Annotated in this window: 10 protein-coding genes and 2 pseudogenes; 8 read left to right on the top strand and 4 right to left on the bottom strand. The window is 63.0% G+C overall.

The window, feature by feature from the left end; genetic code table 11:
- Positions 1 to 1,155: 1,155 nt before the first annotated feature.
- Positions 1,156 to 1,495, top strand: a pseudogene (gene repC, locus GM910_RS22545) (plasmid replication protein RepC); the annotation flags it as partial.
- Here the strand turns inward: repC and GM910_RS22540 are convergent.
- Positions 1,489 to 1,650: pseudogene (locus tag GM910_RS22540) on the bottom strand (transposase); the annotation flags it as partial. The pseudogenes repC and GM910_RS22540 overlap by 7 nt on opposite strands.
- Positions 1,651 to 1,998: 348 nt before the next feature.
- Here GM910_RS22540 and GM910_RS22535 point away from each other — a divergent pair.
- The 7 genes from GM910_RS22535 to apnL all read left to right on the top strand — a co-directional run bounded on the left by GM910_RS22535 (position 1,999) and on the right by apnL (position 10,995).
- On the top strand, positions 1,999 to 3,246 hold the full coding sequence (locus tag GM910_RS22535; RefSeq protein ID WP_159591774.1) for an ABC transporter substrate-binding protein: 1,248 nt from the start codon (positions 1,999 to 2,001) through the stop codon (positions 3,244 to 3,246).
- Between the two features lie 294 nt (positions 3,247 to 3,540).
- Complete coding sequence (locus GM910_RS22530; protein ID WP_159591771.1) at positions 3,541 to 4,434, top strand: carbohydrate ABC transporter permease; 894 nt, start codon at positions 3,541 to 3,543, stop codon at positions 4,432 to 4,434.
- Positions 4,431 to 5,318, top strand: coding sequence for a carbohydrate ABC transporter permease (locus GM910_RS22525; protein WP_159591768.1), 888 nt, complete (start codon positions 4,431 to 4,433; stop codon positions 5,316 to 5,318). The genes GM910_RS22530 and GM910_RS22525 overlap by 4 nt, the downstream gene beginning before the upstream one ends.
- Positions 5,319 to 5,358: 40 nt before the next feature.
- Entirely contained in the window at positions 5,359 to 6,882 is a 1,524-nt protein-coding gene (locus tag GM910_RS22520; RefSeq protein WP_159591765.1) for a DUF5060 domain-containing protein, read from the top strand.
- Between the two features lie 27 nt (positions 6,883 to 6,909).
- Entirely contained in the window at positions 6,910 to 7,980 is a 1,071-nt protein-coding gene (locus GM910_RS22515; protein ID WP_159591762.1) for an ABC transporter ATP-binding protein, read from the top strand.
- A gap of 61 nt (positions 7,981 to 8,041) precedes the next feature.
- Positions 8,042 to 9,076 carry a Gfo/Idh/MocA family protein gene (locus GM910_RS22510; protein ID WP_159591759.1) on the top strand — a complete coding sequence of 345 codons (1,035 nt, stop codon included), beginning with the start codon at positions 8,042 to 8,044 and terminating at the stop codon, positions 9,074 to 9,076.
- The gene (gene apnL, locus GM910_RS22505; RefSeq protein ID WP_159591756.1) at positions 9,073 to 10,995 is read left to right on the top strand and encodes a D-apionate lactonase; all 1,923 of its coding nucleotides are present in this window, start codon (positions 9,073 to 9,075) and stop codon (positions 10,993 to 10,995) included. Before GM910_RS22510 ends, apnL begins: the two co-directional genes overlap by 4 nt.
- 12 nt (positions 10,996 to 11,007) lie before the next feature.
- Here apnL and GM910_RS22500 read toward each other — a convergent pair whose 3' ends face one another.
- From GM910_RS22500 to GM910_RS22490, 3 genes are all read right to left on the bottom strand, one after another.
- A complete protein-coding gene (locus GM910_RS22500) occupies positions 11,008 to 11,721 on the bottom strand; it encodes a transcriptional regulator NanR (RefSeq protein WP_159591753.1) in 714 nt (237 codons plus the stop codon).
- Positions 11,722 to 11,797: 76 nt separating this feature from the next.
- Positions 11,798 to 13,126 carry a four-carbon acid sugar kinase family protein gene (locus GM910_RS22495; protein WP_246226274.1) on the bottom strand — a complete coding sequence of 443 codons (1,329 nt, stop codon included), beginning with the start codon at positions 13,124 to 13,126 and terminating at the stop codon, positions 11,798 to 11,800.
- Positions 13,123 to 14,382 carry a ribulose-bisphosphate carboxylase large subunit family protein gene (locus tag GM910_RS22490; protein ID WP_159591748.1) on the bottom strand — a complete coding sequence of 420 codons (1,260 nt, stop codon included), beginning with the start codon at positions 14,380 to 14,382 and terminating at the stop codon, positions 13,123 to 13,125. The genes GM910_RS22495 and GM910_RS22490 overlap by 4 nt, the downstream gene beginning before the upstream one ends.
- Between the last annotated feature and the right edge of the window lie 78 nt (positions 14,383 to 14,460).

Genomic DNA, 14,460 nt, shown 5'->3' with positions numbered 1-14,460 from the left:
TCCACCTCCGTCAAAATGGAGGTTGAATCAGAACAAAATGTCGCCGTCACATCACAATCGATTCATCGATCACAGGACATGCTCTAGCAGGGCTGCGAACTCGCGCGAAGCGCTCAAAATTGCATCGACGCCATGGGTCGTCATGTTGCCTCCCGGGCCGCATCCAAGCTGCAGCAACCCTTATAGGCAGGCGCCGCCGGTGCGGAGAATAGGTCTACCGTGGCGCGAGGTGCGGGATACGTGGCGTGGTAGTGGGATTTTCATTAAGGAACAATGAGTTAGATCGCAGTCGCCAACGAATGTCGGTATCGGAAACGAGTTTAATCGCCCGGCTCTGCCGGGTTTCATGTACCGTCAACGGTTCCACACCGTTGCGATGAAAACCAAGGCGTTACAACGGTTTCCACCCTTTCCGCCGTCCGTTGCAATCCGTTCCCGCGTGTTCCGTGTCACACGCTCGGCACACATTTCCGCCTACTCCATTCTATTTCTGTTCACGCGGCGCCGGTGGCGAAGGCATCTGCTGCGTCACACCGCGAGCGGGATCAGCGGTTTCCTGTACCTGCCCTGCTACATTTACTACGTTTGCCACGCTTCCGTTCCATGGCTCTTCGCGGACATCAACGCGAACACGAAAAGGCCATCTTAGGTGGCTTCCGAAGACAACTCCTTTGCCAGTTCGCCGATCATCGAACGCAACCACCTGTGGGCCGGGTCATGGCCTGGGGCGTGCCTTCCCCGGTTTGGTGCTCGGCACTGGCAATCTTGAGATCTACTCCCTCCAACTTGAGCGAGGCCAACGTACGGCAGTCCTCGCCCGTCCGCTTCACTTCTGCGGCCGCCGTGCCCGCAAGGATGCCTATACCAAAGGTAACAAGGCTGCCGGACATAAGCAGTTGCGACAGTCGCATGCGCGTTCTTCTCCGTTGCGCGAATGCCACCCCCTAAAAGGATGATTCAGCGTCTTCGAAATGCGGGAAGCTGTCAATCATTGATATATGCCATAACAGTTATGCCGACGGCGGTGTCGGCTAGAAGCGTTTTGAACGGAATCTGACTCACTGAGGGGGGTTGCAAGCGCTGCGAATACTGATTCACGTCTATGTATTGCGACACGGAGGTGAAGATGGCAGCAGCGTTGGGCGTTGACCTGCGGTGGTCTGGCCCTCGAACGAGCAGTTGATGGCGCGCGCCAACGGCATGCCGGCTACGACGCTGCGCCGCCATCTCGCCGTGCTGGTCGAATGCGGCCTGATCATCCGCAGGGACAGTCCCAACGGGAAGCGCTTCGTAAGGGCAGGGGAGGGGAGATCGAGCAGGCCTACGGCTTCGACCTCTCACCGATTGTTGCCCGCGCGGAGGAATTCAACGACCTGGCTGAAGCCGTCCAGGCCGAAAAGAAGGCCTTCCGCGTCGCCAAGGAACGCCTCACGCTTCTGCGCCGGGCATCGTCAAGATGATCGACGCCGGCATTGAGGAGAACGTTCCGGCCAGCAGCCGCTGGCAGGGTGTCGCCGGCGGGTGATAGCGCTTGCACACGCGGGCGCCGTCCCGTTCCTTTCCGGCCAGCTTGAACGAGGGCTGGAAGAAGTTCATGAACAGCCGCACCGTTGCGTAGAGCTGCGCCAGGCTAGCCGCGGCGAGCCAGCCGGTCGGCATAGATTGCACCGATACCTGAGGAGGCGCCCGTGATCACTGCCAGGCGTGGCAACGTCGTTTCCCGAGGATCCGCGGGCACTTTGCCGCGCCGGCGCGCGTCCGAGGGTATCAGCTCCTTGTGTCGATTACTTATCATACCAGTTGACAACATAATTACTTTCGATATGGTCCCCGAATGCGGGAAGTTGGAACGAAGAGCGCTTTCCTCGCTGCAGACGGGGAACGGAGGTGCGCTTTTCGCGAATATGGCCACGCGTGATCGCTGCCGTTTCGCCGGAAATTGCGTGAATCGGGCAGACAGCGACATTCAGAAAAATCCGAAAGATTGGGAGGATCGATATGAGGCTATCTACCGCGAAAGGAGGGCTGCTGGCCGGTGCTGCAGCGTTGATGCTGGCTGTACCTGCAAGCGCGCAGGAGATTTCCCTGTGGACGCTTTCGTTTAGCGACGTGCAACGCATCAACGACGGATTCGCGAAGCTGGAGCAGCAATTCGAGGCGGAACACCCAGGTGTGGACCTGAAGATCGTGCGACGCGGCACTGATGAGCACAAAACGGCGCTGCGTGTCGCCACGGGGGCCGAAAGGGGGCCGGACGTCTATTTCATGTGGGCCGGCCTCGGGCTCGGCGGCGAGTTTGTAAAGGCCGGTCTCAGCCAGGATTTGACTCCGTACTATGAGAAGTACGACTGGGCCGACGTGCTTGTCGGCTCGTCCATGGGCTTCGTCGAGCAGTTCGGCGAGGGCATGCACGGCGCACCCTACACCTTCAAGGGCGAAGTGGTTTATTACAACAAGAAGCTGTTCGAACAAGCCGGCATCGACGAGGAACCTCAGACCTACGAGGAGCTGGTCGAGACAGCCAAGAAGCTCAAGGATGCCGGTATCCCGGCGTTCACATTCGGAGGCACCGTCAACTGGCACGTCATGCGCCTGATGGACGTGCTCTTGGAGACGACCTGCGGCGCCGAAAAACACGATGCCCTGATCGGCATGGAGCTCGATTGGACCGAAGAGCCCTGCGCCACCAAGGCCTTCGAAGAGATGAAGATGTGGGCGACGGAGTATTTCCTCGCCCCCTTCATGGGTATCGACAACGCGCAGTCAACAAGTCTGTTCTTCGCTGATCGTGCGGCCATGATGCTCGAGGGCAACTGGCTGGTGGACCAGATCAAGGAAGGCGCCGACCTCTCGAACTTCGGCATTTTCCCGTTCCCGACGGGAACCGGCCGGCTCTACGGCTTCGCCGAGTATCACTATATCAACGCCAAGAGCGAGCATAAGGATCTGGCCGCCGAACTGATCGATCTTTATCTGTCGGAGGATTTTCAGCAGGAGACGCTCGGCGCTTTCGCCACGACGTCGGTGAACAAGAACGTCGAATATGTCGGTGACATCTCCGACATGGAGCGCGAATGGCTCGACGTTTTCGCAAATCATACCGAGCTTTTCGTCAATGGCGACCAGGGCTTCCCGCTTGACGTGACCACGGAGTATTTCCGTGTGATCAACGAGGTGGCTTCGGGCAATCTCGAACCCGCAGCCGCTGCTCAGGCGATGCAGACTTTCATCGAAAGCAACACATAACCTCCTCCCGTGGAGGATCGGCGGCTTGGCTGCCGCTCCGCCGATGTTGCCGATCGCGGCCGGCCTTGGGCCGCAGTCCCTTCTGTCGAAAGCCAGGTTGACCGGTGCAGACGTTTAACCCGCATTTCTCACACTCCTTGCTCCCTGCGCCATTCTCGGCGGGCCCGAAGGGTCGCATTGCGGCGGCCCTCTATGGGCGAAAGCCGCTTGACCGTAGGAACCACTACGCTTTGCGCGTCTTTTGTCCATATCCGACTTGCCGGAATGCGACGCAGGGCGCAAGGAGTGTGAGAAATGCAGGTTAAGCCTCTTCAGGACTCACGCTTTCAGGCCTTTGTGCTCCTGGGGCCGGCACTGGTCGTGTATCTCGTCTTCGCCGTCTACCCGATGGTCGATGTCTTCGTGCTCAGTTTCCAGCGCTGGAATGGCCTCGATCCCGAACGGGCTTTTGCCGGCCTCTCCAACTACAAGTACATCTTCACCAATGATCCTGTGTTCTGGGTCGCCTTCCGCAACACGGTCATCTGGACGGTTCTCAGCGTCATCTTCCCCCCGGCGGCCGGACTGCTGCTTGCGATCGGGCTCAATCAAAAGATTTTCGGACGTGGCACCCTGCGGGCGTTGTATTACCTTCCGGTCATCATCGCCCCCATCGCCGTGGCGACGATGTGGCGCTGGATGTACGACCCGTTCTTCGGCCTGTTCAACCAGATGCTGGCGGCGTTCGGTCTCCAGGGCCTGATCCAGGACTGGCTGGGCGACCGCAACATCGCGCTCTACTCGATCTTCGTCGCCTATTTCTGGCAGCAGGTCGGGTTCTCGATGGTGCTTTTCCTGGCCGGCCTGCAGGGGGTCTCGCAGACCCTCGTTGAGGCAGCGCGCATCGACGGCGCCGGGCGGTTTCAGGTGTTCAGATACGTGACCCTGCCCGCGCTCAGGGTCACGACCACGATCGTCCTGGTTCTTTCGCTGATCAACTCGCTCAAGGCATTCGACATCGTCTACGGCATGACCGGCGGGGGACCGGCTCAGTCGACGCAGATGCTCGCGCTTTGGGCCTTCACCCAGTCGATGCAGATCTTCGACTTCGGACGCGGTGGGGCGATTTCCGTTGTCCTTCTGGTCATCACCATCGCCATCGTCGTTCCGTATCTGCGCTGGATGCAAAGGCGGGATACTGGCGAATGAGCACGACGACAGCCCCAGCTTCCGCGACCGTCGCAGATGCCGGATACGGATCGGCCCGGCGTCGGGATCCGGTTCTGATCGGGCTCTGGATCTCGCTGGTTCTCGTCGCGGTCGTCTGGATCGCGCCATTCGTCTTCATTGTCTTCACATCGTTGAAGACGACTGGCGATGTCATGACGACAGGTGCGTTCACCCCGCCTGCAACGGTTCACTACCAGAACTACGAGAACGCATGGGCCCGGGGGGATTTTTCGACGACATTCACCAACAGCGTCATCATCACCTTCATCAAGGTGCCGCTCGGCCTTTTCATCTCTGCGATGGCCGCCTATGCGCTCGCCCGAATGCGGATCATCTGGGGCAAGCTGATCCTGCTCATAATCCTGTTCGGCACGATGATTCCGTTCCAGGTGATGCTCGCGCCGATTTTCACGGTCGTGAACTCGTTCGGCCTTATCGACACCTATCCCGGCATCATACTCCCGTATCTGGCGTTCGGCGTGCCGTATCAGGTGTTCATCCTGCACGGGTTCTTCAGCGTCATTCCGCGTGAGCTGAGCGAGGCCGCTCGCATCGACGGCGCCTCGGATATCACGATCTTCCGCCGGATATTCCTGCCGGCCTCGATACCGGTGCTTGCGGCGTTGCTCATTCTGGACTTCGTCAACACATGGAACGAATTCGCCATGGCGCTGGTCATCCTTCAGGATGCCGGCATGTGGACGTTGCCGCTCGGGCTGATGTCCTTCCAGGGCCAGTTCTCCAACGATTACGGCCAGCTCAACGCGGCGATCGTGATGACGGTTCTGCCGGCCACGATCGTCTATCTCATCTTCCAGCGCTACTTCGTCAGCGGTCTCATGTCCGGCGCGGTCAAGGGATAGTGGGAAACAGGCAAATCACCACAATCAGACAAGGATCAGAATGACTTCCAGCACAACGATCTCAAAGTGGGACATTTTCGAGCACGCGATCGAGGCCGAGGTCGCGGGCAACCCCTATACGGAAACTGAGTTCCGGGGCGTTTTCCGCCATGAGAACCGCGCGGTCCGCGTGCCCGGCTTCTATGACGGAAACGGCGTTTTCATTGTCCGCTTCATGCCCGACACCGAAGGCGAGTGGACGCTGACGACGGAGTCGGAAGTCGCCGCCCTCGACGGCGCCACGGCGTCGTTCACCGTCACAGCGCCGCGTGAAGGCGTGCACGGGCCCGTGCGCGTGCGCAACCGCATGCACTTCGCCCATGCCGACGACACGCCCTACTTTCCCTTCGGCACGACCTGCTATGCGTGGACCCACCAGCCGCTCGCCATGCAGGATAAGACGCTGAAAACGCTCGCGGCCTCGCCCTTCAACAAGATCCGCATGTGCGTGTTCCCCAAGGACTACCCCTACAACGAGAACGAACCGCTGCACGACGTGTTCGAGCCCGTGGGCGACGGCACATACGACTATGACCGGCCGAACTTCGCGGCGTTCCGTCACTTCGAGACGCAGATCGGCAGGCTTGCCGAACGCGGCATCGAGGCCGATATCATCATTTTCCACCCCTACGACCGGTGGGGCAACTGCACCATGAGCGAGGAGCAGGATTTCCGGTACCTGAAATACCTCGTGGCGCGCATCGCCGCCTACCGGAATGTCTGGTGGTCACTCGCCAACGAGTACGATTTCCTTCTCGACGTGAAGCCGATGACCCGCTGGGACCGCTTCTTTCACATCATCGAGGAAAACGATCCCTACCGGCATTTGAAATCGATCCACAATGGCGACCCTGACATGTGCTACGACCACCGCAAGCCGTGGGTCGACCATGTCTGCATGCAGAACTGGGATGTGAAGAAGACCTCTGAATGGCGCCGGGACTACGGCAAGCCGGTCGTGAACGACGAGCCCGAATATGAGGGCAACATATTCCAGTCCTGGGGCAGCATCACGGCCCGGGAGCTTGTGCACCGCTTCTGGATCACCGTTCTCAAGGGGGGCTATGCCGGCCACGGCGAGACCTATGCGCACCCGCAGGACCTGCTGTGGTGGGCCAAGGGCGGCGAGCTTACGGGCGAGAGCCCGCGGCGTATCGGATTCCTGCTCGATCTCATCAAGGAAGATGTCAGGAACGGGCTCACTCCGTTCGATGAAATCACTGGGCACGGCTTCCCCTGGAACCGCGTCAGCGGCGCGAGAGATGGCGATGTCACATTCGTCTATTTCGGCGAGCACCGCCCGGTGATCTGGTCGACGGGATTCCCTCTGCAGGACGGCGATTACGAGATCGACATCATCGACACCTGGAACATGACGATCACCCCCGGGAAGAAGGTGCCGGCGCCCGTTCCGCGCGCCACGCGCCACGCCGACGTCGTTCGCGGCGGCAAGGCCGACGCGGCCTTCGGCGTCGAGCTTCCGGGCAAGCCGTATCTCGCGGTGCGTGTCCGGCCGCGGAAATAGCCACAGGACCTGGAACTGGAAGCGCACATGGCGTCGGTTGAGATCGAAAACGTAAGAAAGTCCTTTGGCACGGTGGGGGTCATCCACGGCGTGTCGGTCCACATAGACGACGGCGAGTTCGTCATACTTGTCGGGCCGTCGGGCTGCGGGAAATCGACGCTGCTGCGGATGATCGCCGGGCTCGAGTCCATTGGCTCCGGGCTGATCCGCATCGGTGATCGGGTGGTGAACCAACTGGAGCCGAAGGATCGGGACATCGCGATGGTGTTCCAGAACTACGCTCTCTATCCGCAGATGACAGTCGCCCAGAACATGGGCTTTGCCCTTGAGCTCAAGGGCGTGAAGAAGGCAGAAATCGACGCCAAGGTGAACGAGGCCGCGGAGATCCTGGGGCTGACCTCGCTTCTCAAGCGGCTGCCCAAACAGCTCTCGGGCGGTCAGCGCCAGCGCGTTGCCATGGGTCGCGCCATCGTGCGCGACCCGCAGGTGTTTCTTTTCGACGAGCCGCTCAGCAATCTCGACGCCAAGCTGCGCGTGGCGATGCGTGCCGAGATCAAGTCGTTGCAGAAGCGGCTCGGTACCACCACCATCTATGTGACGCACGACCAGATCGAAGCCATGACCATGGCCGACAAGATCGTCGTGCTGAAGGATGGCGTGATCGAGCAGGTGGGTTCACCGCTCGAACTCTACGACAGGCCAGCCAATGTTTTCGTCGCCGGCTTCATCGGCTCGCCGTCGATGAACATGCTGTCCGGCACCATCGAGAACGACGGCGGCGCCAGGCTTGTGCTCGGTTCCGGCGCCAGCATCCCGATCGCCAAGGACGGTGGCGTCAAACCGGGTGACAAGGTGGTGTTCGGCATCCGGCCGGAGCACATAGAGCTCGATCCCGATAACGGCATCGAGGCCAGGATCGAGGTCGTGGAACCGACCGGAGCCGAAACGCATGTGCTGGCCAAAATCGGCGATGCGGATGTCACGTGTGTTCTTCGCGAGCGTATCACCGTGCGTGAAGGCGAAACGATTCCGCTGGCATTCGCCCGGGGTCATGGGCATTTCTTTGCGCCGGAAACAGGCGCGAGACTTGCCGATTAGGGTGTGTCGACATTCAGTTCAGGGTGAGGCGAAAATGGCGCTTTGGGAGGAGGAAGAGCGCATGAGGGAATTTCGCGGCGGGTTGATCGGGTGCGGCTTCTTCGCCGTCAATCAGATGCATGGCTGGCACGACGTGGAAGGGGCCGGGATCGTCGCGATCTGCGACCGCGACCCTGAGCGCCTGGCGGAAGTCGGCGACCAGCTCGGGGTCGAGCACCGCTACATTGACGCAGCCGAGATGATGGCTGCGGAGGAACTCGATTTCGTGGACATCGCCACCACGGTCCAGAGCCATCGCCCGCTGGTTGAGCTCGCGGCTTCCAGGCGGCTTCCGGCCATCTGTCAGAAACCGTTCGCATCCTCGCTGGATGATGCGGGCGCCATGGTGAAGGCGTACGCGGAGGCCGGCCTGCCGTTGATGGTGCACGAGAACTTCCGCTGGCAGTCGCCGATCCGGGCGGTAAGGGCGGTGATCGAGGCGGGCGAGATCGGCACGCCGTTCTTCGGCCGGATCTCCTTCCGTTCGGCTTACGACGTCTTTTCCGGTCAACCCTATCTCGCCACCGGCAAGCGCTTCATCATAGAGGACCTCGGCATCCATATTCTCGACATTGCCCGGTTTCTGCTGGGAGATGCGGCGCGGGTTGACGCACGCACGGCGCGCGTCAACCCGAACATCGCCGGCGAGGACGTTGCCACCATGCTGCTCGACCACGAGGACGGCGCGGCGTCGATTGTCGATTGCAGCTATGCGACGAGGCTGGCGAAGGAGCCCTTTCCCGAAACGCTCATCGAGATCGACGGCAGCGAAGGCACGATCCGACTCATGCAGGACTACCGCCTCGTGGTCACGGGCCGCAGCGGCGTTGCCAGGAAGGACGTCTCGCCGCCCCTTCTGCCCTGGGCCTCACGGCCGTGGCATAACATCCAAGAGAGCGTGGTGGCCATCCAACAGCACTGGGTGGACTGCCTGCGCTCGGGCCGGGAGCCCGCCACCTCCGGCACCGATAACCTGAAGACGCTGGCGCTGGTCGAAGCCGCCTATGAAAGCGCGGAGAGCCGGCAGCCGGTCGAACCTGCGAGCCCGTTGTCATGACGGCTGAGACCTTTCTTCTCTACGGCACGCACGAGGCGGAAGCCGGGCCCGTGCGCCTTCGCGCCGGGCCGCTTGCGGCCGATCTCGTCAACGGCAATCTGCGAACGATCCGCTTCGGGGAAAGCGAGGTGCTGCGCGCCATCGCCTATGTGGTGCGCGACCGCGACTGGGGCACCTACGAGCCTCAGCTTTCCGGCTTGTCCGTGGAGGAGGGGGAAAGGCGGTTCGAGGTACGCTATTCGGCGGCGTGCGGGGGCCCAAGCGAAAGCACCTTGCGCTTCGACGCCGTGATCACCGGCCGGTCGGACGGGACGCTGGTCTTCGATGTCACGGCCTGGCCGGAAGGCGATTTCGAGACCAACCGCTGTGGCTTCTGCATCCTGCACCCCATCGTCGGGCTCGCCGGCCGGCCTGTCACGGTGGAGCATGTGGACGGCAGCGTCGCGGAGACGAAGCTCCCCGAACTGATCGATCCCTGGCAGCCCTTCAAGGACATGCGCGCCATCACGCATGAGGTCCGCCCTGGCCTCTTCGCCGAATGCCGGATGGAGGGGGATACCTTCGAGATGGAGGACCAGCGCAACTGGTCCGATGCCTCCTACAAGACCTATGTGCACCCGCTTGAGAAACCTTGGCCCTATGTCTTGGCATCGGGCGAAGAGATGCGGCAGGCGGTGAGCCTTGCCATTCGCGGCACGGCCTCGCCCGAGGCCTCCACCGGGCGGGAGCATCCTGTGCGTTTGGAAGCAGGTGGGGAAGGGCCGGCCCTGCCCGAAATCGCCGTCGTGGTCTATCCGCAGGATGTCGAACCGGCGCTTCTCAGCCTGGAGGAGCTGAAGCGCCTCGGGCCTCAGGGGTTGCTGTTCCACTTCGATCTCACGTCGGGCCACGGACTTGAAGAACTCGAGCGGTTCGCCGCGCTCGCATCCGGCTATCCCGCGCGGACCACGCTCGAATGCGTGCTGACCTGCGAGGGCGACCTCGACGCGGAGCTTTCCGGGGTGACGGAAATGGTGCGGCGCGCGGGGCTACGGCTCGATGCCGTCGCGGTGTCACCCTCGGTCGACCGGCAATCGACGCCACCCGGCAGCGCCTGGCCGGACTGCCCGCCGCTCGAGGAGGTCTATGCAGCGGCGCGGTGCGCCTTTCCGGATATCCGTCTCGGCGGCGGCATGCTCAGCTACTTCACCGAACTGAACCGCAAGCGGGCGCCGGCCGATCTCATCGATTTCATCACCCACTGCACGTGCCCGATCGTGCATGCGGCCGACGATTTGAGCGTGATGCAAACGCTGGAGGCCCTGCCTTTCATCACCGCCTCGGCGCGCGCGATCTTCGGCGGCACACCTTACCGCATCGGGCCGTCCACCATCGCCATGCGCCAGAACCCCTATGGCAGCACGACGAAGGACAACCCGCGCCGGCAGAGGATTGCGATGGCCAATCGCGACCCGCGCCATGACGGCCTCTTCGGCGCGGCCTGGACGATCGGCTATGCGGCGCGTGTAGTGGGGGCCAGGCTCGAGCAGCTCACGCCGAGCGGGTTCGTTGGCCCCTTCGGCGTGCTGGCCGGCGATGGGGAGCCGGCGCCGGCGGGCGAGCCCCGGCCGATCTTCCATGCGGTGGCTGGGCTCGCACGCATGGCGGGATTGACGCATGTCGCGGTAAGCACGACAGCCGACGATCGCGTGGCGGCTCTTGCGGGATGCTCCTCGGCGGGCAAGCTGACGGTGTGGATGGCAAATCTTACACCGGCGGAGGTCGCGGTCGATCTGTCGGCGCTCGATCTCGATGCGGGATGCAAAGTTGCCGTCCTTGATCAGGAGACGCTGGCCGGCTCTTGGGAAGAGACGGCTACGGCGCTGCCGGCCTCACACCAGGTTCGCCTCCGGCCTTACGCGGTCGCGCGCATTGAATGACGCCGAACGCTATCACCCGCTCGGATTCAGCGCGTAGAGCGCGCGCGAACGCTCCAGGTGCTTCACCATGGCCTTCTCGGCTGCAACCGGGTCGTGCCGGGCGATGCAGTCGATGATCTCCTTGTGCTCGGCGAGCGTGTATTTTTCCTTGCCCGTCCAGATCAAAAGCTCTGTGTGGTATTCCTTGAGCCAGCCGAGCATGGCCTCGCTCACGGCGACATAGATCGGATTGCCGGAGATGGCGGCGATGCAGGTGTGCAGCTTCATGTCGGCGGTAATGAAGGCTTCCGCATCGCCGAGGAAGCCGCGCTGCTCCATCAGCAGCGCGCGCAGTTGCTCTAGGTCCTCGTCTGTTGCCTTTTCCGCGGCCTCGCGCACCATGCCGCGCTCGAAGAAGATGCGGGCGCTCTTCAAGTGCTCCAGGGAGTCCTTGGAGGTCGAAAGCATGATCTTCGCCGCGACGTCTACCTGGCGGATGACTGATTTTGCGGTGAGCTGTAGCACCTTGGCGCGCTCGCCATGCGAGATCGAGATGAGGCCGACATTGCTGAGCGCCTGCATGGCCTCGCGGATCGCCGGCCGGCCGACGCCGAAGCGCTCCATCAGCTCGCGCTCGGAGGGCATCTCGTCGCCCGGCTTCAGCTCTCCGGTGACGATGAGATGCTTCAGGCGCAGGAACACCTCATCGGAAATCCTGCGGCGGACGATCGGTTCGGAAAGGTTCATCTCAGGGTCGCCTCCGGAATCAGCTTGTCGACCTGTGCGCTCATAATACCAGTGCCGGGGAAGGAATGAAGCCTGCTCATTGGAGGTCGCCGTCGCGCAGCCGAACGAAATAGTCCGCCTTGCCGATCTGTCCGCCCTTCAGCACGATTTCCACCGGAGCAGACTCCCGTACGCCGCGGTGGCCGAGGCAGACTGGAGAGCCTGGCGACTGGGGCATCGGATGGCGTAATGTGAGCGCATAGATATCCAGTTCCTCCAGCGCATGGCTGGACGTGTCGCCGCCGGCCACAACCAACCGCGAAAGCGAGGCCTCCTCGGCCAGCCGGCTGAGGAGGCGGCCGAGCACGCGGCCGAGACGGTCGTCGGCGCCTGCGTCCGCTGCTTCTATGTCCGCCGGGCCGAGCGCAGTGTAGAGAATGGGGCTGCCGCCGGCGGCAAGCACGCTGCGGCCTTCCTCAAGCGTGCGCTCGAAGGCGGCTTCTGCGCCCCGGTCGGTGGCGAGCGCGGCATAGTCGAGCCGGATGCCGGTGAATCCCTGCGCCAGTGCAGTGTGGATCTGCCCTTCGGTCACGGCCGAGCAGCTTCCCGAAACCACTGCCATCCGTTCGACGGGCTCGAGGGGAGGGGCGGGCAGCGGTGCCGTCACGAGGCCCTTCGCGCGCCAGACGGGCAGGAGCGCATATTCCACGCCCGAAGAGCCGAAGACGAGCGATCGTGCGGGGCTGAGCGTTTCAGCCAGAACCTTGCCCGCGTGCGCCTGCGAAGCAGGGTCGCAGACATCTATAAGAACTGCTCGCTTGCCGGCCGCGCGGAACGTCTCGAAGACCTCCTTCTCCCGCCCGGCCAGTTGGTCGGCCAGATCGATACGACCCATGGGCAGGTCGGTTTGCAGGGCGAGGTGCAGGAGAAGGTCGGCCTCGGTCATTGGCGTTGCCGGATGGCGGCTCATCACCGGGTGGCGATCGATACGGTAGACGGTGCCGTCGAAGGCGGCGAACAGATGCCCGAAGACGGTGTAGCGGCCGAGCTCCGGCGCGCCGACCACGATCGGGGCGATGTCCTGCCCCAAGCGCTCAAGGCCGATCTCGATGGCCCGGCCGATGGAGCCCCTGTGCGGCGCGCTGTCAAAGGTGGAGCAGACCTTGTAGTGGACGATGGGCGCCTGAAGCGAGCGGAGCCACTCGAAGACGACGGGCAGTTCGCGGTCCATCCATTCCGGCGGCCGGCTGCGGCTCGTGCCGGCAAGGCCGATGGCGCGGCAATGGGAAAAGCGGTCGCGTTGATCCTGATCGGGAATGGCGGTGAACAGCACGGTTTCGATGCCGTTTCCCGCGAGGGCCTCCAGCACGTCGGTCGAGCCGGTGAAGTCGTCGCCGTAATAGGCGATGAGCAGGTCGCCGGTCACTTCATCCGTGCTCCGAAGGCTTCGAGGGCGGCCGCGAGCGGCGGGTGGTCCTTGGCGTAGTCGCCGAGGCTCGCGCCGGCAAGTGCGGCCTCCCATGCCTGGCGCAGGCTCGCCACGCCGTCGGCCACACCGCTGGGATGGCCCATGATGCCGCCGCCGGCGCAGTAGATGAGATCGGTGGTGCCGAGGGCCTGGTAGGTGGCGCCCGCCTGCGCCGCGGTCTGCCCCGAGGAGAAGACGGGCATGGCCGCATAGGAGGCTTCGTCGAAGAGCGGTTCGGCGACGGCATCTGCGGAATCGATGACGGAGTCGTCCGGCTCGCTGAACTTGTTGGAAAGCCCGTTGACGTGCAGGTGGTCGGCGCCGGCCAGTCGCCAGAATTTCTGCCAAGCACGGTAGCTGATGCCGATGTCGGGCGAGCGCGAGAACAGGCCCCACCCGTTGCGGTGGCAATGCAACGGCAATTGCGCATGGCGGCGCACCGCGGTGAGCCCCGCAAGCCCGACAGAATGGATGCTGACCATCAGGCAGGTGCCGCCATGGGCAAGCACGAGATCGGCATTGCGCTTCATCTCGTCGATCTCGTCGCTCGTGATGTTGAAGGCGTACATGACCTTCTTTCCGGTCTTGTCGGCCTGGCGGTTGAGCGCCGCCATGACGTGCTTCACGCGTTCGGAAAGCGGGCAGTGCGGGCCGTTGGCCTGAAGCTCGTCGTCCTTGATGAAGTCGATGCCGCCCTCGGCGAGCTTGAGCGCCAGCTCCGCGGTCTCGGCGGGGGAGAGCCCGACGCTGGGCTTCACGATTGTCCCGATCAGCGGTCCGTGCTCAACGCCGGCGAGGCGGCGCGTGCCCTCTGTCCCGAAGGCCGGCCCCGGACAGGCGTGCCGGAAAGCGCCCGGGAACTCGATGTCCAGGAGCCGCAGGGCCGAGACCTCGGCCAGCTCGAAGAGATTGCCCGCGACCGTTGCGAGCGTGTTGGTGAGCGACGGCCCCATATTCGACAGTGGCCAGGAGATGCGGATGCGCCCGCGCGCGTAGCGTTCGCTACGTATCCTGCAGGGCAGGGACGGGGCGGAGCTGGCGCCGGTCTCCTCTATGTGCTCGATGCGCGCGCCTGAAGCGGCGAGCAGCCCCTCCGTCTCGCCGGGCAGCTTCACGAAGGTACCGGAGGACTGCTCCCCCGCGATCACGGCCGCCGCTTTCTCCAGCGGCAGCGGACTTTCGAGCTCGTACTCCGCGTAAAGGCGCTCCGTCACTGATCCATCTCCCTCCGCGCGGCTCCATGCCGCCACGGTCACCCGAAGCTAACGCAGCTTGATATGCTGATCAACTGT

The organism is Chelativorans xinjiangensis (assembly GCF_009812055.1).
Taxonomy (GTDB): Bacteria; Pseudomonadota; Alphaproteobacteria; order Rhizobiales; family Rhizobiaceae; genus Chelativorans; species Chelativorans xinjiangense.
This window is presented reverse-complemented; position numbering and strand designations above follow the sequence as displayed.

Excerpts from the sequence above, each read along its gene's own strand:
- GM910_RS22535 (WP_159591774.1), top strand. The coding sequence starts at position 1,999 with ATGAGGCTATCTACCGCGAAAGGAGGGCTGCTGGCCGGTGCTGCAGCG.
- GM910_RS22530 (WP_159591771.1), top strand. The coding sequence starts at position 3,541 with ATGCAGGTTAAGCCTCTTCAGGACTCACGCTTTCAGGCCTTTGTGCTC.
- GM910_RS22525 (WP_159591768.1), top strand. The coding sequence starts at position 4,431 with ATGAGCACGACGACAGCCCCAGCTTCCGCGACCGTCGCAGATGCCGGA.
- GM910_RS22520 (WP_159591765.1), top strand. The coding sequence starts at position 5,359 with ATGACTTCCAGCACAACGATCTCAAAGTGGGACATTTTCGAGCACGCG.
- GM910_RS22515 (WP_159591762.1), top strand. The coding sequence starts at position 6,910 with ATGGCGTCGGTTGAGATCGAAAACGTAAGAAAGTCCTTTGGCACGGTG.
- GM910_RS22510 (WP_159591759.1), top strand. The coding sequence starts at position 8,042 with ATGAGGGAATTTCGCGGCGGGTTGATCGGGTGCGGCTTCTTCGCCGTC.
- apnL (WP_159591756.1), top strand. The coding sequence starts at position 9,073 with ATGACGGCTGAGACCTTTCTTCTCTACGGCACGCACGAGGCGGAAGCC.
- GM910_RS22500 (WP_159591753.1), bottom strand. The coding sequence starts at position 11,721 with ATGAACCTTTCCGAACCGATCGTCCGCCGCAGGATTTCCGATGAGGTG.